We start from the raw sequence: 19,354 nt of genomic DNA on the forward strand, positions 1-19,354 counted from the left end.
GACGCTGGGAGCACCTAGTTCGTACAGGCTGCGGTACAGCTTGGTTACCACATCAAAGCTACGGCTAACGCCGCAGCACTCCAAGGCCCAAACGGCACGCTAGTTGCAAATCAAAGCAACATATTCGCGCCCGAGAGAAGGTGCCGATCATGTTGCCTAAGTGGATTAAGAGAACATGCGACGAATGTCAGCTGCTGGCCTATGACGATGGCCAGATGTTGGCGTTCTTCCGCCTACGCGATAGTGTCTACACCATCAGTTACTCATACTTGCACCTATGCGACGAGAATTCGCATTCGCAGTTGAGGGTGGTCGTCGAGCGATTCGGAAAGTGTGTCGAGTGCAGCGATTCGTGCTCGCGGACTAGAACGGCAGCGGAATGAATCGCTCCTCAGGCGGCAAGATGGCACTGACGCGCAGTCCAAACTTATCACCAACCTTCACCACTTCGCCCTCGGCGATCGTCTGGTTACCGACTTCGACCGTCAGCGGGCTATCGCAACCCTTGTCGAAGGTAATCATCACGCCCGGAACCAGCTTGAGCACTTTGTCGACCGGCATGCTGGTCCGAGCCAAGGTAACCACGACCGGCACCTCGACGCATAACAGGCTTTGGCAGAACTCTTTGGATAGCGGCGCCCTGGACATGCACACAGCCTAAACGGTTGCTGAGCCGACAATCTCATTTCGATACAAATGACACCAACCCGTTTCTTTTCTCGACAAACGACAGTTAGCCACTTGAGAGTTTATGCGTCGGAATTGGGAATGAAATCCTCTTTCAAAACGCAGAGTTCGCAAAGTACGCAGAGAGGACGATGTCGCCAAACGCGGATTAGTCGGTAGAGAATGAACTAGCAGGTGCTGTGGACAGCCGCTCTGCGGGAGGGAGCAACACTGATTTGGCACGCGTTTTGCCTCAGGTTGTTCTTATCCGAAACAATGCTGTCAACACGGCAGATTCTACCCCTTATCAGGAACCTGTTAGCCACACACAAAAAGCAATTTTGACATGTCCAATCGAATACCTAGCTCTGATGTTAAGTTCCCGCTCAGTGGCAATTTGTTGGTGGCGACCGGCCGTTGCTCAGATAATGCGCTCCAAGGCAGTGTATGCCTTATTCTGCATCACGGTGCCGAAGGGTCGATGGGCTTGGTCCTAAATAAATCGATGGACATCGATGTCGCGGGTCTGTGGAAATTTTTGAAGGCTTCCGGCCAGCAGGAAGAGCGACCTATACGTTTTGGCGGCCCCGTGTCAGGACCAATCCTGGCCCTCCACAATCAGGCACAGTGGGCTGAAGCGGCCGCGGGCGCGGGCGTTTACATTGCAGCCCACCTCGACAAACTTCAGCAGTTGGTCGCCTCGCATGCCGGCGAAGTGCGGATTGTAGTCGGCCAAATGGTCTGGAAAGTTGGTCAGCTGGAAAGCGAAATTGTTTCCGGCCAGTGGTTGCCGTTGCCGGCTACACCGGAACTCGTCTTCGCACCTGAAGAAGAAATGTGGCGGCGCGGGATGATCGAAATCGGTAATCGGTTCGTCTCAGGCTTAGTAAACGCAGTGCCGCCGGCCCACATTTGCCTCAATTAATTTCAATACTCAAGTAGACTGAATAGAGGCGCAGTCAAGCGAGCTGCGCCACCCAGGGCCTTGAGGTGGATGCAAAACGCACAGCCCACAATCTCGACTTGAAAATTCTCCAAAAGTTTACAGCAAGCTTCAACGGTGCCGCCGGTCGCCAGTAAATCGTCCATTACCAACACGCGTTGTCCACTGTTGAGCGCATCGGTATGCATCTCCAGTGTATCGCTACCGTACTCTAAATCATACGAATAACTGTGCTTGGCATACGGCAGTTTGCCGGGCTTGCGTACCGGCACGAAGGCGGCGTTAAGAGCCAGGGCCAGCGGCGCAGCAAAGATGAATCCGCGGCTCTCGGCAGCGACGATGCTGTCGATCTTGGCATCGCGATAATGGTCGGCGAACTGGTCGATCGCATACTGAAATGCGCGCGGGGCAGCCAACAGCGGAGTAATGTCGCGAAACAGAATGCCTGGCTTGGGAAAGTCAGGGATCTCGCGAATGTAATCACGCAAATCAAATTTCATTGTAAGCACGTGGACACATCCAATTCGGGACTAGGGCACAATCAGTTGTCTGCGAAGCGTTCTTGTAGGGACTCAACTGTCAGTTCTTCTTGCGTGAGGGCTTCCATGGCCTTAAGCGCAGCAACCGCGGCCGCCATGGTCGTTATACACGGTACACCATGTTGCACCGCGGAGGCGCGAATGCGGCCTTCGTCGGTCCTCGCGCCTTTGCCGCTGGGCGTATTAAGGATCAGCGACACTTCGCCATTCTTCAAGTAGTCGATTAAGTTAGGATTGCCCTCAGCAATCTTTTTGACGCGCCTGACCGGGATCGAAGCGGCTTCGATCGTGTCGGCCGTACCGGAAGTGGCCAAGAGTTTGAAGCCTAAGGCATGCAGACGCTCAGCCAGTTCGGCAACCCCTCCACGCTGCCGGGCATTGATACTCAAGAAAACATTTCCTGACTTGGGCAACACGACACCCGCAGCCAGTTGGCTCTTGGCAAAGGCAATCGAAAATCGTTCGCTGATGCCCATCACTTCCCCGGTGCTGCGCATCTCGGGGCCCAGCACGATATCGACCCCTGCAAACTTGCGGAAAGGAAACACGCTCTCTTTAATCGAAACGTGCCGCGGCAGCGGTTCTTTGGTAATGCCCAGTTCCGCCAGCTTGACGCCGGTCATGACTTTTGCGGCCAGGTTTGCGACCGCGACACCGGTCGCCTTGGCCACAAACGGGACCGTGCGACTAGCGCGAGGATTCACTTCCAACACATAAACGTTATCGCGACCATCTTCGTGTTTAACCGCGTATTGCACGTTCATCAAACCAATGACCCGCAGCCGTTTGGCCATCGCCCAGGTCGCTTCGCGAATCTCTTGAATGACCGGCGTAGGCAAACTGTAAGGCGGAATCACACAAGCCGAATCGCCTGAATGCACGCCGGCCTCTTCAATGTGCTCCATGATGCCCATGACAACCACATCGTCTCCATCGCAGATTGCATCAACGTCGACTTCGATAGCGTCTTCCAAGAAGCGATCGATCAGCACTGGTTGACCTTGCGCGACCACAAAGGCTTCGGCGACGAAACGCTCGAATTGACTTTGGTCGTAACAGATCTCCATCGCGCGACCACCGAGCACAAAGCTTGGTCGCACCAACGACGGGAAGCCCACTTTCTGAGCTTCGATGCGAGCTTGGGCCATGGTGCGCACGATCGCATTGTTGGGTTGCTTCAAGCCCAACTCATGGAGCAGCTTCTGAAACTTCTCGCGATCTTCGGCCGCTTCGATCGTATCGACGCTGGTGCCGATGATCGGCACGCCAGCCGAACTGAGCGCTCGCGACAAATTCAGCGGTGTTTGACCACCAAACTGAACGATCACACCATCGGGCTCAATGCGATCACAGATGTTCAGCACATCTTCAGTAGTCAGCGGTTCGAAGAACAAAATATCGCTGGTGTCGTAATCGGTGCTGACGGTCTCGGGGTTGCTATTGACCATCACCGATTCGATTCCCAATTCACGCAGCGCAAAGCTCGCGTGGCAACAGCAGTAATCGAATTCGATCCCCTGGCCGATACGGTTTGGTCCCCCGCCCAAGATCATGACCCGCTTCTTGTTCGGATTCTTGGTCGGCGCTTCGTTCTCTTGTTCGTAGGTGCTGTAATAGTAGGGAGTGTAAGCCTCGAATTCGGCGGCACATGTATCGACGGCCTTGAAAGTGGTGATGATGCCGTGCTGCTTGCGCCAGTTACGCACTTCCAGTTCATCGCTGCCCAAGAGCGTCGCCAACTGACGATCGGAGAATCCGAACTGCTTGGCCAGGCGAATCATTTTCGGATCGGCTTCTGAGAGCGAATCGATCTTGGCTAGCTCCTCTTCCAATTCGACGATCTCCTTTAATTGATCGAGGAACCAGATATCGATGGCAGTGATCTTGTAAATCTCTTGAATCGACATTCCCGATTTGATCGCATAACGCAGATACCATACGCGATCGGGGTTGGGGCGTGAGAGCTTGGTGCGAATCTCGTCGGCATCGGGTTGGCGGTCGGTGCCCCACAGGTCTTTGCTGTCGCAACCAAAACCGAATGCCCCGACCTCCAGACCTCGCAGCGCTTTCTGAAACGACTCCTTGAAGGTTCGTCCGATCGCCATCGTTTCGCCCACGCTCTTCATTTGGGTGGTCAGCGTGGAATCGGCTTCGGGAAACTTTTCGAAGGCAAATCGCGGAATCTTGGTGACTACGTAATCAATGGTTGGCTCAAAACAGGCAGCGGTTTTCTGCGTGATATCGTTGGGCAATTCCCACAGGCGATAGCCCACCGCCAACTTAGCCGCAATCTTGGCGATTGGGAAACCAGTCGCCTTGCTGGCCAGGGCGCTCGAGCGGCTGACGCGCGGGTTCATCTCGATAACGATCATGCGACCGGTATCGGGGTGGACAGCGAACTGGATATTCGAGCCCCCCGTCTCGACGCCGATCTCGCGAATGACGGCCAGCGAAGCATCGCGCATGCGTTGGTATTCTTTATCGGTCAGCGTCTGGGCTGGCGCCACCGTGATCGAATCACCGGTGTGTACGCCCATCGGATCGAAGTTCTCGATCGAGCAAATGATGACGACGTTATCATCCATGTCGCGCATCACTTCCATCTCGAACTCTTTCCAGCCGATGATCGATTCTTCTAGCAGAATCTCACTAATCGGTGATTGAGTTAGTCCGTTGCGGATCAGCGCATCAAATTCGTCGCGGTTGTAAGCAATCGCCGAACCACTTCCCCCGAGTGTAAAGCTGGGCCTGACGACGCAGGGCAAGCCAATCTTGGGGAGGGCCTCGCGAGCCGCTTCCAGGGTGCGGACGACCACGCCGTTGCAAACCTCCAAGCCGATCTTCTCCATGGCTTGCTTGAACTGCTCACGCTCTTCTGCCTTGGCAATCACGGCGGGATTGGCCCCGATCATCTCGACGCCGTACTTTTCCAACACACCGTGCCGCGCCAGATCCATAGCCACATTCAGGCCAGTCTGGCCGCCAACGGTCGGCAGAATCGCACAGGGTCGCTCGCGCTCGATGATCTTGGCGACCACTTCCCAAGTCAGCGGTTCGATATAAGTCCGATCGGCCAACGACGGATCGGTCATAATCGTGGCCGGATTGCTGTTGACCAGTACGACCTGGTAACCCTCTTCGCGCAGCGCCTTACACGCCTGGGTGCCCGAATAGTCAAACTCGCAGGCTTGACCAATCACAATCGGGCCGGAACCAATCAGCATTATCTTCTTAAGGTCTGTACGGCGTGGCACTTGGAGTCGTCTATCCCAAAAAGCGAACTGTGACCCCAGCTAGGGGGTCCGAAAAATAAAATTTCCCAAGAGTATCACGATGCCGAAGAGTTCGGCAAGGGGGAGGAGACGCCTGACAGCTGGCTTCAGACACCAGCCATCACACTTTTGACTTCGAGAATCAAAGGCTTTGCGTGAGTTAAAAATACACTTCAAGAATCTCGCGAAACTGTTCCACGTTCATCCATCTCTTGAATGTATAGACGCAGGCGCGCAAGTTCGTCGGTCGTATCCTTCAATCGCAACATGTTCTGGACGCGCTTGAGCAGTTCAAATTTGTTGACAGGTTTCGACAAAAAATCGTCGGTGCCGGATTTGACAGCCCGCTCGATATCACCTAGCTCGTTCAGAGCGGTGACCATCAACACCATGATCTTGGACGTCTTCGGATCATCCTTAATCTTGCGGCAGACTTCAAAGCCGCTCAACTTGGGCATCATCACATCCAGCAGAATGAGATCCGGTTCGAACGAGCTGACCTTGTCGAGCGTATCCTGACCGTCAACCGATAAACCGATCTCGCAATCGATCGACGCCAGGTACGCTTCCAACAGTTCTCGATTGGCCGCGTGATCGTCAGCGATCAGTATTCGATTGGTTTGACTCATTCTGCTCCTACCATTCTCTCCGCGGGAAAGCACCGGGCACTACCCTGGCCTACGCATCTACCAAAGCCGCGGCCGGAACCGGGAAATTCTGGCACATCAAACGAACTTCTTCACGAATGCCCCTGTGCTGCTGAACATCATCCGGATGACGCAAGGCTTGACTGATCCAATTGCCAATTTGCTTCATCTCGCTGGTGCCCATACCCCGCGTAGTCAAAGCCGGGGTGCCAATACGAATACCGCTAGGGTCCATGGGCTTGCGAGTGTCGAAGGGGATCATGTTCATGTTGACCGTGATACCACACTCGTCGAGCGTCTTCTCCGCCATTTTTCCACCTAACCCGATGCTGGTCACATCGACCAACATCAAGTGATTGTCGGTTCCACCGCTGATCAAACGCAAACCATCGCGCATCAATGCTTCAGCCAGCGCTCGGGCGTTGTCGATGATTCGTTGCCCGTAACGTCGGAAGTCATCGGAGAGTGCTTCCCCGAAACAGACCGCCTTGCCGGCGATGGCATGCATCAGCGGACCACCTTGCAAGCCAGGGAAGACGGCACTGTTAATGGCCTTCAAATTCTCTTGCTTACACAGAATCACACCCGCTCGCGGACCGCGAAGCGTCTTATGTGTAGTCGAGGTCACGTAGTCGGCCACCGGCACCGGGTTGTCGTGAACCTTGGCTGCCACCAAGCCAGCGTAATGCGCCATGTCGACCATCAACTTGGCGCCGACATCTTGCGCAATCTGCGCAAACTTGGCATGCGGAATTTCACGTGGATAAGCGCTCGCACCGGCCACAATCATCTTGGGTTTGTGCAACTGGGCCAGTCGCGCCACTGCGTCAAAGTCGATACGATGCGTCTGTGGATCAACGCCATAAGGGATAAAGCGATAGAGCTTGCCCGAAATGTTTAGATGCATGCCATGCGTGAGGTGACCACCCTGAGCCAAGTCGAGCCCCAACACGGTATCACCCGGTTGCAGTACGGCCATGTAGACAGCCGTGTTGGCTTGCGAGCCACTGTGAGGCTGAACATTGGCGGCTTCGGCCCCAAACAGTTGGCACACGCGCTCGATCGCCAACCGCTCGATCGTGTCGACATGCTCACAGCCACCATAATAACGCCGACCAGGATAGCCTTCGGCATATTTGTTGGTCAGCACGCTCCCGACCGCCTGCATAACCGCTGGCGAAGTGTAATTTTCGCTGGCAATCATCTCCAGCCCGTCTTGTTGCCGTTGATACTCGGCGTCGATGGCAGCAGCTACGGCAGGATCCTGAGAGGCGAGAATGTTCATGCATTCCTCTGGTAACGATCGGACAATGGCTAAACCAACGCAAGTCACCAATTGTCCGTTACCGGCCTCAAACCGTCAACGTGGTTTGAGACCCCGTAGCCGAAGTCGCCAGACTTTGGACGCGTTAACGCTATTATCATTAAACGCCATCCCGTAGCCGAAGTCGCCAGACTTTGGACGCGTTAACGCTATTATCATCAAACCCGTCCAATCTCTGGCGAGATCGGCTACCCAATCTCTGGCGAGATCAGCTACAACCGGTGGCTAGAAGCGACCGAAGAGCAGGGCCAGCATCCCACCAAACCTGCTGTGACGACGAAAACTGCGTTCCTCGCCCGCACCCAAGTTGGTCTCACCGCTAACGGTCGCGGTATCCGATACCGTCAGCGAGTCATCAGCATTCCGGCTGACGGCATTTAAGTTGCCTTCTATGTTGCCCTGGAGTGCGAAAGTGTTGTCGCCTGAGCCCAATTTCACATCGACGTCGCCGTTGATCGTGCTGTCAGCAGCCAAGGTCACCAAGTCACTACCACCGGCCCCCGTGTAACTTAAGCGGCCGGTGATGTCGGCGGCAGAGGTCAGCGTGTTATCTCCACTGCCCAAGTTCACCGAAACACCCCGACTTACCGCAGCCGTGGCCAAGAGTTCGATCAAGTCATCGCCCACGCCCGTGGTGACGCCGAGCGAGCGACCAATCGAGCCAGCTGCCGACACCGAGTTGTCACCACTGCCCAGCAGCGCATCGACGTTCTTGGCGATGATCGCCCCCGAGTCGATTGTCAGAGAGTCATCCCCCGAGCCGCCTTTGTACGTCAAGCTAGAATTGACCGTGCCGTTCTGGATTGCGAGCGAGTTGTCACCCTCACCTAAGGTGACGGTCACCGCATCGACGCTCTGGCCACCCAAGTCGATAACAACAGAATCGTCGCTGCCGGTTTGGTCGCTATCGAGCGTGACTTTGATGTCGTCATCGACGCCGGTGTAGGTACCAACGGTCGTACCACCGTCGGTCACTATGTAGCTCCCATCGGCCTGCGCCGTGATGACTACTTCACCATCCGCTGTACCGCTGACGACCAGGTCACCGCTGAGGACTTGCACGTCCACGGCCAATAGATTTCGATCTTCTAATCGTTCGACGCGCCACGACCGTGGCGGACTCTTGCGACTACGCATGACTACCCCTTACTAGCAAAAGCTGATCTACTGGTTCTCGTTCTGCTAGGAAGGTTTTCAGGTAGGTTTGTCACAGTGTCTCCTTTTGCTCCGCAAAAGGAACGCTGTCTTTCGCGGAGCGAACGAAGACACTAGCCAAATCGGCCGGTGACGTAATCTTCTGTCTCTTTTAAATGCGGCTTGGTGAAGATCTGCGAGGTGGGACCATATTCAATGAGGCGTCCCAAATACATGAAAGCCGTGTAGTGGCTGATGCGCGATGCCTGCTGCATGTTGTGCGTGACGATCAGTACCGTGTATTCGTTGGTCAGTTGATCAATCAAGTCTTCGATCTTGAGAGTGGCCAGCGGATCGAGTGCCGAGCAGGGTTCGTCCAGCAGCAACACTTCTGGATCACTGGCGATGGCTCGAGCGATACACAGCCGCTGCTGCTGACCGCCGGAGAGTCCTAGTCCGCTTTCATGCAGTCGGTCTTTGACTTCTTCCCACAGCGCCGCCCCACGCAAGCTCTTTTCGCAGACTTGCGTCAGTATCGCTTTATCCCTCTGACCATCGATGCGTAGCGGGTAGACTACGTTTTCGAAGATGCTCATCGGGAACGGATTGGGTTTTTGAAAGACCATGCCCATGCGTTTGCGCAGCTCGATGACATCGACGCCAGGAGCAAAAATGGAATCGTTGGCCAGCAGAATATCGCCGCGCGTAGTCAGGCCGTCGATCAAATCGTTCATGCGATTGACACTGCGCAGCAGCGTCGACTTGCCACAACCGCTGGGGCCGATCAAGGCCGTCACTTTGCCGCGAGGAATCGGCATGCTGATATCGTGCAGCGCCTGTTTCTTGCCATACCACAAGTTGAAATGTTGAATCTCGACCGACGGATCTTCCTTGAGCACTTGCTCGTGGATGACCGCTTCGACCTTTTGGCCGGCAGCGATTCGAGCCAACCGATTGGGCTCGCTACCTTTGGGTTTATTGGAGCGAGCGTCGTCCATCGATCCACCGTAACTGGGAAGGCCGGAAGTAAAATGAGGGCTGGGCGTCGACATGCAGGTAGCTAACAATTAGTTTATATATGAAGTATTTGAACAGACCAACTTCTAAAACTGATTGCCTTGGAAACGTTTCCGCAGTCTGGCACGCAGCAAAATGGCTGACAAGTTCAGCGAAATGACAATCAGGATGAGCAGCAATGTGCAAGTAAAGACCAGAGGTTTCGAGGCTTCGCTGTTCTGGCTTTGAAAGCCTAACCAATAGATCTGGTAACCCAAGTGCATGAAACTGCGCGAACCATGGAAGTAAGGAAACTCGCTATCCAGGGGTAAATCAGGGGCAACCGGCAAGGCGCCTACCAACATTAGCGGCGCAACTTCGCCCACGCCACGCGCCATCGCCAGGATAGCACCGGTCAGGATACCAGGTCGGGCATGCGGCAATACAATGCGATAGATCGTCTGCCATTTGCTCGCACCACACGCTAGCGACCCTTCGCGCAGCGAATTCGGTACCGCCGATAACGCTTCTTCGGTAGCTACAATCACGACAGGCAAGGTTAGTAGAGCCAATGTCAACGATGCCCAGAGCAAGCCTTCTTTGCCAAACGTGGGCGACGGCAATCGAGCTTCATACAGGCCATCAAAGAATGGACTCTTGAAGACCAACACGCCAATTCCGATCAGCGACAACAACCAGGCCAGCGGTGCCAAGGCCGCCAGGCGACGCTTCCAAACCGATGTCGAACGATCGCGGCCACCACTCATGATGCTAAACAGGAATGCCACTACGCCCACTAGCACGGTTCCCGCCAGCACACCGTACCAGGTACTCGTCGGCAACATGCCAAACTGTGCATTGCGAGCACCACCATCGATGAACGCACCCATCGAATAGCAGAAAAACGCCAGGCCAAACACACCGTAGACAATCGAGGGTACGCCGGCCAGGTTGTTAATCGAAATGCGCACCAGCGACACGATCGGGCCGCTCCGCGTGTACTCGCGCAGATATAACGCGGCGATCACTCCGAAGGGCACTACGGCCAATGTCATGATCAGGGTCATGACAACCGTGCCCCAAATCGCTGGGAACACTCCGCCTTCGGTATTGCCCTCGCGCGGATTCTCGAGCAAGAACTCACGCCACCGTTGGAAGTACACATCGAACTTTCCAGCCACGCTCAGGCGATTGGCCGGAAACAGTCGCACGATCTCCGCACAGTTGACGGTGCGTTGTTGAGGCATCAACCACACGGGCGGGCTACCTGGGCGCTGAATACACCACAGTGCCATGTTGCCTTGGGAAACCGCATCGAACTGGACCATCGTGACTTGATTGGTCAGCTTGGTGACCGTGGGCGCGGCACTGGATGGTTCCACCGACTGAGACTGCAGTTGAGTCTTCAAGTCGTCCGTCCACTGACTGTCGAGCAGCGCAGCGCTATCAGCCGCGGCCAGTTCGATTTGAACCGCATCAGTGGGTACCATGACGATCAATTCATATCCGGCCCCTTGCGTTTCGAGCACGCGCATCTGTGCTTCCAGCGGTGACTTGCTTTCGGCGACTTCGCGCCAGGCCCGGGCGAAGTCAGCTGTGGCCCGTTGGATCGCGGGTGGATCGTTCGCAAATTGATCTTGCCAAAACTGTAGCTCGCTCTTGAACGCTTCGCCCAGCGGCAGCAACGTTTGCTCTTTGTAACGCGTTAGCAGCTCTCGCAGCTGCTGAGCCAAAGCCTTGTCGGAGAACAGCTGGTCAGCGGACTCAATAGTCGATTGGATACGCGCGAGTGTACGATCGTAATTGATCAGGCCATCAACCAGGGGAGCGACACTATCGAGTTTATCGAGCACCACGCGACCGGTGTCCAATTCCGCTTGCCGCACTGCAATGCGGGCTTCGGATAGTTTGCCATCGAGCGTGCCGATCTGGTGCATCAAGTGATCGATCTTGTGCCGGGACGCAGTTAGCTCCGACAGAATCGTTTGCAGGCGATCTAGTATCGCCTGCGGCCGGTCGATGACTTGGCGAGCAGCTACCATTGAATCACTGTTCGCGCCAGCCGCCGGGCGCCACGTCCCACTCTCTTCAGCTTGTACTTGCACTTCAACAGATGCGGAACTGGCCGACTGTGGGTTGTTGGTTTGTGCGCCCGTCTGGGCTTGAGCGACCAAGGACTGCAGAGCGCCGCTGCGCACGGAGTTGATCTGCTGCTGAACGGCAGTAGTGATGGCCTCGAGCGGCACGGTTGGCTCAGTGGTTGCCAGAGCTTGCAGATCACTGCTCAGCTCGCCCAGCAGGGCCTGGCTGTCGGCGAGTGTAGCCAATAACTTGGAACTCTCCGCATGTTGCTCGGGATGCAGCGGCAGGGCCAGGCGCGAAGGCAGGGCATACATGCGGCCCCACGACAAACGCTCAATCACCAGCGCCCAGTCAGGCACAATAATGCCGTCGGCCACTAACTCCTCAGGCTGGAACCACCGATAGTGCCGATTGGTAATATCAAAGTTAGCGGTCCGATAAAAATAGCTGGGCTGCGATGCCTTGGCTTGGCCTTGTTTCGCAGAGTTTTCGGGTTTGCTCGCGTCCGAGGTGGCAGCACTAGTTGCCGCTTGGCTGGTCGCGGGTCGAATCTCTTGGCGCTGAGGTTCGCCAACATCCAGTTCGTCATTGCTGAGCACCAGCCAGTGCACTGGGCCCGGCCAAAATGTCGACAGGCCATTGATCACAATCAGGCTCAGCAAGCTGACAATCATCGCCAGGCAGATAACCAGCATGCCACCGGTGAGCCAGATCTTGGGCTCGCCGCGAGACATCAAGCTATAACCACTTTGCAACGTGCGTCGCGGGCTCATAGTTGACTGCCTCGACGACGAAAGCGAATGCGAACGTATTCAGCCAAGGTGTTGGCCACCAAGGTCAACATGAACAGTAGTAGCGCCGCCAGGAACAAAGTGCGAAAGTGTGTGCTGCCCTTGGCTGCTTCAGGCAGTTCGGTAGCCAACGTGGCACTGAGCGTGCGAAAGCCATTAAACGGATTCCATTCCATAATTGGCGTGTTACCCGCCGCCATCAACACCACCATCGTCTCGCCCACCGCGCGACCAAAGCCGATCATAATCGCGCTGAACATGCCACTCATCGCGCTTGGTACAACCACGCGCACGGTGGTTTGCCAAGGCGTCGCGCCGCACCCCAGCGACGCGCTGCGCAGCTGTTGAGGCACCGATTGCAACGCGTCTTCGGCCAGCGTATAGATCAGCGGTATTACACAGAATCCGAGCACAGCGCCGACCAGCAGTGAATTGCGTTCCTGATAGCCGGTGAAGAGCGAACCACGCAGATCCCAACCGACGCTCGAGAGCACAGCGCTGATCCCGTAGCTAACCAGAATTACGCACAGCGTCATAACGATCAGTTGAATCACGCCGCGAATGGCATAAGCCTTGGGTGACACATTGATGGCCACTTGCCGATTCCATGTTGCCAGTGGACCAAGCATCAAAAAAGTGGCCAAGGCAATGACCAGTGGCAACAAGACCAGCATCCAGCCGCCTACTCCGCTGCCGATCGTGCCCCACATCCACTGCGCGATATCGTCTGCGTACAACCAGTGTTCAACCAGCGGTGCCAACGCAAACGCGATCATCAAGCCAATTGGCACACACAGTATCAAGAACCACAAACGCCAAACGTGCGCTCGCACTAAAAATTCAAGTGGCAGTAGATTCCACAAGTGTGCGGCATAGATGAAAGTTACTGGTACCACAAAAATTGCCAGCAACACCGCGCACAGATTCTGCTGAAGCAATGGAGCCAAGACCAGGGCAGCGATAAAGCCCAAGATCACGCTGGGCAAACTGGCCATTAGTTCGATGATCGGTTTAACTCGCGAGCGTAGGCCAGGTGTCAAAAACTCGCTCGTATAAATAGCCGCCAACAATGCCAATGGTACGCTAAAGACCATAGCGTACAACGTGGCTTTGAGTGTGCCAAAGATCAACGGAATCAAGCTCAGTTTGGGTTCCGATTGTTCAGTTCCAGCGGATGATTGCCAGATATACTTGGGCTCGGCATGACCTTCGTACCAAACTTTACCAAACAGCGCTCGCAGGGTCGCTTCCGGATACGCGACGTCAATCACGGCAGCGGCCAGTTTATTTCCAACGATGCCCATGATGGCATCATTCTTAGGTGTTAGAAAAGTTTGACGCAGGGCAAGTTGATCGGCCAGTTGCAGGGGCGGGGCTACCGTGCGCAGCAGACTATCGGTCGTGGTCATCACCAGCGATGCTTGACCGCTTTGGCTGGTCACCAAAGCCAGGTGACTGGTGCCGCTGCTGTTGATGGCGATGATCGGTTCGTTGGCCAGCCGCACTTCGTGAGTGGCCGTTAAACGATAGCCATCGCCCGCGGCACCTTGAATGTTGTTTTCCGACGAAGCTTGAATGATGTTCCAGCCATGCAACACTCCCTCAGCATCACCGAGCAGGAATGTTTGGCGTGCCAACATGGGCGCTGCTGCTGTGAACTGGCCACCTCCTGGCAAGCCGCTGGCTGACTCGATGCTTCGAGGTCCGCTGGCATCCAGCGCGTACCGATCGAGCGTGCCCGTATCCCAAGCCACGACCGCATGCATATCGCGATTGGCCAGCATGATGCCCAGTGGGGGCCGTTGACTGCGGATCTCCGCGGGGCATGATTGGCTGGTAACGCTGCTGGTGACCGCACCGGTCATCACGTTCTCGCGCAGTTCAATCTTGGCGACCACCAGCGATTTGCCAGCGATAGCCACCAACGTCGACGAGGAGGACTGCGTGAACTGATTGGTAGCGTCGCCGGCCACATAGTCGATGGCCACCAGGGCTTCATCAGCGATCTTTTCAGGCTTGGACCATTCCAACGTGCCCAGCGCTAACTTGCGAATCGATTCGCCACCGAAGAGTTCATACACGGCTTGTTCGTGGACCACGCGCGGATGCTGCGCATCTAACAGAAGACCTTCGGGCAGTTGCCCGACGTTAATCAACTCCGAGGCAAACTTGATGGCCGCAGTTTGGAACGTGCCATCGCTAAAACCTAAAGTGATGCGATCGCGATCGATGCTCAAGCACTGACTGGTAATCTTTCGCTCAGCCTCAGCTGGTGAAGCTAACGTGGCTATATGCGTACCGTCGATGGTCGCGTTGACCAGTACGCGTCCATCGAGCAACAGTTGCCAAGCCATCAAACCAAACTCATCACAGCCGCAAGCCACCATCGATTGTGACAAAGGCGATGATGATGGCTCACCAGAGATTCCAGACTTCGGTAAGATCTCTGCACCGTCGCCGGCCAATTCGATGACGTGCCAGGGCGAAACCTTGGGCGACTTGAGCAGTGGCCAGGCGGTTCCCAACAGGACGAGCACGACCAGCAGCACAGCGGCGATCGTCCCCATGCCGCCGATGGTGATCAGGCGCGACACCAGAGCGTCCCCGAACTTTACGCGCCAAGGCGTTTGTTTTCTTCGTCGCACGCCTGCGTACGCGTCACTGGACACAGATTAACCTCTGGTGGTGCGTCAAAGTCCGACAGATTGCAATGCCTTTTTCGCTACCGGCGCTGGCACCGGCAGATAACCGTCCTTGACGACTTGCTCTTGCCCTTGCTTGCTGAAGATGAACTTCAAAAACTCGGCTCGCAGTGGGTCAAGTTTCTTACCGCCGCGGGCATCGTAGTTTACGGCAATGAATAGATAACGAGCCAGAGGGTAACTGCCATCGAAAGCATTGGCGGGGTCCGGTTTAACCGCTTTGCCGTCGCCTTTATCCAGCGCCAGCGCTTTGACATTGGCAGTACTGTACCCAATGCCACTGTAACCGATGCCGTAAGCGTTTTCGCCTACCGCCTGAACTACAGCTGAACTGCCAGGCAATTCACTAACCCACACCCCGTAATCCCCGTCTCCGAGGACCTTCTCTTTGAAGTAGCCATACGTGCCCGAAGCTGCATTACGACCGTAGCAAGTGATGTTCTGCGCAGCGGCATCGCCGCCGGCGCCGACCTGGCCCCAAGTCTTGCTCTGTTCTTTGCCGCCGAATTTGCGCGTGCTCGAGAAGATCGAATCGACCTGCTGAAACGTCAGGCTTTCCAGAGGGTTGTTGCGATGCACATAGACCGCCAACATATCGATGCTCGAAGGCACTAGCGTGGGCCGGTACCCGAACTTTTGCTCAAAGCTATTGATCTCTGACGCTTTAGCATCGCGGCTCATCGGACCAAAGGTAGCCGTACCGGCCACCAGAGCGGGAATCGCGTTGGATGATCCCTTGCCATCGACTTCGGTTTTGACCGTTGGGTAGATCTTCTTGAACTCGGCGGCCCACAGGGTCATCAAGTTGTTCATCGTGTCCGAACCGACCGACTTCAACGTGCCCGAAACGCCGACAGCTTTCTTGTAATCCGGCAGCTTGGGGTCGACGGTAACGCCACCTTGAGCGGTACAGAAAGCGGCTGTATGGCCGACAATTGCCGCCATTAGAAACATTAATCGCGCGTAAGCCATCGAATCCTCATGAGTTAATGGGGCTAGGGGTTAGCGCCGCATTAGTTGCACTGCTGGGTTGAATTTTCCTACCAGCATAGCATTACCGCCCAACTCCCAAACCCCGCCTCGCAGAAAGTTAAGATCAAATGAAGATTTTCGCCCCGGGGCGTAGAGCGGCTGTCCCCAGCCGCTCAGCACCCGGCAAGTCGCTCGGCTGTAACGTTGGTCGCTCGGTCGGAAGATACTGTGGTTAGAGGGCTCCGAGCAGCTGAGGACAGCTGCTCTACGCTAGTTGTAGAGCGGCTGTCCCCAGCCGCTCCGCACCCGGCAAGTCGCTCGGCTGTAACTTTGGTCGCTCGGTCGGAAGATACTGTGGTTAGAGGGCTCCGAGCAGCTGAGGACAGCTGCTCTACGGCTCCGCACCCGGCAAGTCGCTCGGCTGTAACTTTGGTCGCTCGGTCGGAAGATACTGTGGTTAGAGGGCTCCGAGCAGCTGAGGACAGCTGCTCTACGGCTCCGCACCCGGCAAGTCGCTCGGCTGTAACTTTGGTCGCTCGGTCGGAAGATACTGTGGTTAGAGGGCTCCGAGCAGCTGAGGACAGCTGCTCTACGGCTCCGCACCCGGCAAGTCGCTCGGCTGTAACTTTGGTCGCTCGGTCGGAAGATACTGTGGTTAGAGGGTTCCGAGCAGCTGGGGACAGCTGCTCTACGGCTCCGCACCCGGCAAGTCGCTCGGCTGTAACTTTGGTCGCTCGGTCGGAAGATACTGTGGTTAGAGGGCTCCGAGCAGCTGGGGACAGCTGCTCTACGGCTCCGCACCCGGCAAGTCGCTCGGCTGTAACTTTGGTCGCTCGGTCGGAAGATACTGTGGTTAGAGGGTTCCGAGCAGCTGAGGACAGCTGCTCTACGCCTTCGCCCTCCCATGGCAATGCCGCGGGAGGTACAATGGCGAGCTTATTGCCAATGTCTGCGAAACCAGTGCCAGGAATGATATGTCGGAATCCGCGGAAACTTCTAGCACGAAAAAGCTGTATATCGAAACGGTTGGCTGCCAGATGAATGTGCTGGACAGCGAAATGGTGGTCGCCAGCCTGAAACGGCAGGGCTACGAACTGACCTCTTCGATCGAGCGCGCCGATACGATTCTCTTCAACACCTGCAGCGTTCGAGCGGGTGCCGAAGAGAAGGTGTATACCAACCTGGCTCATCTCAAACGCATGAAGCTCGCCCATCCCCACAAGATCATCGGCGTCATGGGCTGCATGGCCCAGAAAGACCAAAAGCTGGTCTTTGAGCGCGCGCCGTACGTCGATATCGTCGTCGGCCCGGGCCAGTTGCAACGCATTCCTGAACTGCTAACCAATGTGGCTGCCGGCCAAGGGCGGCAGATGGCTGTTTCGCTAGGCCGCCGCGATGGAGGTCAAGAGGAAATTCGCCGCAGCCATGAAACGTTTGATCCGCTGCGCGATCCGACCATGCGTCCTACACCATTCCAAGCGTACCTCCGCATTCAAATTGGCTGCGACAAGTTTTGTACCTACTGCATCGTGCCCATGACGCGCGGTCCCGAGCAAGGTCGCGCTCCCGATCAAATTGTGGCCGAAGCTCAAGTGCTGGCCGATCAAGGCTGCAAAGAAATCATCTTGCTCGGTCAGACCGTCAATAGTTATCGCTACGTTGAGGGTGATCGAACCACGCGGTTGGCCGACTTGCTAGAGATGATCCATGCGATAGACGGCATCGAACGCATCAAGTTCGTAACCAACTACCCGAAGGACATGACAGCCGAATTGTTGACGACGATTCGGGACTTGCCCAAGTGTTCCCCTTATTTACACGTGCCGGCTCAGAGTGGCTCGGATGAAGTTCTCAAACGTATGAAACGCGGCTATACCGTGGGCGACTATCGCGACATGATGGATCGCATTCGCACGATTCTGCCCGAGGCGGCTGTGTCGAGCGATTTCATCGTAGGCTTCTGCGGCGAAACCGACGCCGATTTCCAGCAAACCGCCCAACTGCTCCGCGAGTGCCGCTTTAAGAACAGTTTCATCTTTCAATACTCCGTTCGTCCCGGTACCAAAGGTGCCGAACTGTATGAAGATGATGTCCCACCGCAGATCAAGCAGATTCGCAACAACGAATTGCTAGAGATCCAGAACGCCATTTGCCAAGAAGACAATCTGAAGTTTCTCGGAAAGCGGGTAGAAGTTCTGGTCGAAGGGCCAAGCAAACTAGCCGTCAAACGAAATGAAGTTGGTGAGTTTTGTCAAATGACTGGCCGCACCCACTGCGATCGCATCGTGGTCTGGGACGGTCATCAGCGGCAAGCTGGCGCCCTGCTGAATGTGTTGGTGCACGACGCCAGCAGTCATACGCTGTTCGGTTCCGTGGATACCGTAGACGGTTCGACCACCGACAGTCAACTCGTGCAACTTTCGGTCTAAGCACGTACTTAACTGGGCAAATGAACAAACGCCGGCGATGGGCAGCCAGAATCGATCAGGTGGTCGAGTGGATGAAGTGGCCCGTGGCTGCCTTCATGCTGTGCGCCTTGCCACTATTTGCGTGGGGTTTGCTGCGTTTACTCCGCCATATTCTGCTGCAACCGCTGGGCGTGGTCCCGATCGCCATCGGTACCTTTGGGTTCATCTTGCTGTGGAGACGCTGGCTGGATCATAGTTCCATCGGGCGCTGGCTGATTACGCTGGAACATGAATTGACGCATGCGCTCTTTGCCTGGGGCACCGGTCATCGCATCGTGGCCATCAAGGCGACATTAGGTCGCGGCGGCGAGGTGCGTTTTGTCGGCCGCGGTAACTGGATGATTACGCTCGCGCCCTACTTCTTTCCCACGGCTGCGCTGGCTTTGTTGATCTTGGCATATCTGATGCCCCTGTCGATCTTACCCTGGCAAGGACTCTTCTTGGGCATCGCTCTGGGTTTTCATATTATGAGCACCTACCGCGAAACACACCGCAACCAAACCGATCTCAAGAGCGTCGGGGCTACATTCTGCTGGATGTTCTTGCCCACAGCCAACCTGGCTGTGCTCGGCTTGCTCTTAGCCTGGGCCCACGGCGGCTCCGTTGACGTCCGCAGCTGGCTTGAGTACGTCCGCGAGCCTATCGATTGGCTACTGGGTATGTTGTAGAGCGGCTGTCCCCAGCCGCTCTGAACCCTCTAACCAAATGCTCTACCGACCGAGCGCCCGGGACCAGTGGTCGGTCTATGAATGGGTTAGAGGGTGCGGAGCGGCTGGAGGCAGCCGCTCTACATCTCATCATTTTTTTGCCCAACCATC

At 55.9% G+C, this 19,354-nt stretch carries 13 protein-coding genes; 3 read left to right on the top strand and 10 right to left on the bottom strand.

Annotation, left to right across the window (positions count from 1 at the left end; translation table 11 throughout):
- Nucleotides 1–363: 363 nt before the first annotated feature.
- On the bottom strand, nucleotides 364–648 hold the full coding sequence (locus SH573x_RS21045; RefSeq protein WP_479349738.1) for a FliM/FliN family flagellar motor switch protein: 285 nt from the start codon (nucleotides 646–648) through the stop codon (nucleotides 364–366).
- 364 nt (nucleotides 649–1,012) lie between these two features.
- Here SH573x_RS21045 and SH573x_RS21050 point away from each other — a divergent pair, with 364 nt between their 5' ends.
- Nucleotides 1,013–1,591: a YqgE/AlgH family protein gene (locus tag SH573x_RS21050; RefSeq protein ID WP_479349739.1), complete on the top strand. Its 579-nt coding sequence runs from the start codon at nucleotides 1,013–1,015 to the stop codon at nucleotides 1,589–1,591.
- A 2-nt stretch (nucleotides 1,592–1,593) separates the two neighbouring features.
- On the opposite strand, the gene SH573x_RS21055 is transcribed toward SH573x_RS21050, so the two are convergent.
- The 9 genes from SH573x_RS21055 to SH573x_RS21095 form a co-directional block, all read right to left on the bottom strand.
- On the bottom strand, nucleotides 1,594–2,109 hold the full coding sequence (locus SH573x_RS21055; protein WP_479356779.1) for an adenine phosphoribosyltransferase: 516 nt from the start codon (nucleotides 2,107–2,109) through the stop codon (nucleotides 1,594–1,596).
- 41 nt (nucleotides 2,110–2,150) lie between these two features.
- Nucleotides 2,151–5,402, bottom strand: a complete 3,252-nt coding sequence (gene carB / locus SH573x_RS21060; protein WP_479349740.1) for a carbamoyl-phosphate synthase large subunit — start codon at nucleotides 5,400–5,402, stop codon at nucleotides 2,151–2,153.
- 191 nt (nucleotides 5,403–5,593) lie between these two features.
- Complete coding sequence (locus tag SH573x_RS21065) at nucleotides 5,594–6,049, bottom strand: response regulator (protein ID WP_479349741.1); 456 nt, start codon at nucleotides 6,047–6,049, stop codon at nucleotides 5,594–5,596.
- Between the two features lie 49 nt (nucleotides 6,050–6,098).
- Nucleotides 6,099–7,352 (bottom strand): serine hydroxymethyltransferase, encoded by a 1,254-nt coding sequence (gene glyA / locus SH573x_RS21070; protein ID WP_479349742.1) that lies wholly within the window; start codon nucleotides 7,350–7,352, stop codon nucleotides 6,099–6,101.
- 264 nt (nucleotides 7,353–7,616) lie between these two features.
- On the bottom strand, nucleotides 7,617–8,528 hold the full coding sequence (locus SH573x_RS21075) for a hypothetical protein (RefSeq protein ID WP_479349743.1): 912 nt from the start codon (nucleotides 8,526–8,528) through the stop codon (nucleotides 7,617–7,619).
- Nucleotides 8,529–8,659: 131 nt separating this feature from the next.
- Entirely contained in the window at nucleotides 8,660–9,523 is an 864-nt protein-coding gene (gene pstB, locus SH573x_RS21080) for a phosphate ABC transporter ATP-binding protein PstB (RefSeq protein WP_479349744.1), read from the bottom strand.
- Nucleotides 9,524–9,628: 105 nt separating this feature from the next.
- Nucleotides 9,629–12,376, bottom strand: coding sequence for a phosphate ABC transporter permease PstA (locus SH573x_RS21085; RefSeq protein WP_479349745.1), 2,748 nt, complete (start codon nucleotides 12,374–12,376; stop codon nucleotides 9,629–9,631).
- Nucleotides 12,373–15,063: an ABC transporter permease subunit gene (locus SH573x_RS21090; protein ID WP_479349747.1), complete on the bottom strand. Its 2,691-nt coding sequence runs from the start codon at nucleotides 15,061–15,063 to the stop codon at nucleotides 12,373–12,375. Before SH573x_RS21090 ends, SH573x_RS21085 begins: the two co-directional genes overlap by 4 nt.
- 21 nt (nucleotides 15,064–15,084) lie before the next feature.
- The gene (locus tag SH573x_RS21095; RefSeq protein WP_479349748.1) at nucleotides 15,085–16,068 is read right to left on the bottom strand and encodes a PstS family phosphate ABC transporter substrate-binding protein; all 984 of its coding nucleotides are present in this window, start codon (nucleotides 16,066–16,068) and stop codon (nucleotides 15,085–15,087) included.
- Nucleotides 16,069–17,042: 974 nt separating this feature from the next.
- On the opposite strand from SH573x_RS21095, the gene miaB reads away from it, so the two are divergent.
- Nucleotides 17,043–18,497 (top strand): tRNA (N6-isopentenyl adenosine(37)-C2)-methylthiotransferase MiaB, encoded by a 1,455-nt coding sequence (gene miaB / locus SH573x_RS21100; RefSeq protein ID WP_479349750.1) that lies wholly within the window; start codon nucleotides 17,043–17,045, stop codon nucleotides 18,495–18,497.
- A 20-nt stretch (nucleotides 18,498–18,517) separates the two neighbouring features.
- Nucleotides 18,518–19,204 carry a M50 family metallopeptidase gene (locus SH573x_RS21105; protein ID WP_479349752.1) on the top strand — a complete coding sequence of 229 codons (687 nt, stop codon included), beginning with the start codon at nucleotides 18,518–18,520 and terminating at the stop codon, nucleotides 19,202–19,204.
- The last annotated feature ends 150 nt before the right edge of the window (nucleotides 19,205–19,354 follow it).

The organism is Rania fehmarnensis (assembly GCF_056494185.1).

Excerpts from the sequence above, each read along its gene's own strand:
- SH573x_RS21065 (WP_479349741.1), bottom strand. The coding sequence starts at position 6,049 with ATGAGTCAAACCAATCGAATACTGATCGCTGACGATCACGCGGCCAAT.
- SH573x_RS21055 (WP_479356779.1), bottom strand. The coding sequence starts at position 2,109 with ATGAAATTTGATTTGCGTGATTACATTCGCGAGATCCCTGACTTTCCC.
- pstB (WP_479349744.1), bottom strand. The coding sequence starts at position 9,523 with ATGGACGACGCTCGCTCCAATAAACCCAAAGGTAGCGAGCCCAATCGG.
- miaB (WP_479349750.1), top strand. The coding sequence starts at position 17,043 with ATGTCGGAATCCGCGGAAACTTCTAGCACGAAAAAGCTGTATATCGAA.
- SH573x_RS21045 (WP_479349738.1), bottom strand. The coding sequence starts at position 648 with ATGTCCAGGGCGCCGCTATCCAAAGAGTTCTGCCAAAGCCTGTTATGC.
- SH573x_RS21105 (WP_479349752.1), top strand. The coding sequence starts at position 18,518 with ATGAACAAACGCCGGCGATGGGCAGCCAGAATCGATCAGGTGGTCGAG.
- SH573x_RS21095 (WP_479349748.1), bottom strand. The coding sequence starts at position 16,068 with ATGGCTTACGCGCGATTAATGTTTCTAATGGCGGCAATTGTCGGCCAT.
- SH573x_RS21050 (WP_479349739.1), top strand. The coding sequence starts at position 1,013 with ATGTCCAATCGAATACCTAGCTCTGATGTTAAGTTCCCGCTCAGTGGC.
- SH573x_RS21075 (WP_479349743.1), bottom strand. The coding sequence starts at position 8,528 with ATGCGTAGTCGCAAGAGTCCGCCACGGTCGTGGCGCGTCGAACGATTA.
- SH573x_RS21085 (WP_479349745.1), bottom strand. The coding sequence starts at position 12,376 with ATGAGCCCGCGACGCACGTTGCAAAGTGGTTATAGCTTGATGTCTCGC.
- glyA (WP_479349742.1), bottom strand. The coding sequence starts at position 7,352 with ATGAACATTCTCGCCTCTCAGGATCCTGCCGTAGCTGCTGCCATCGAC.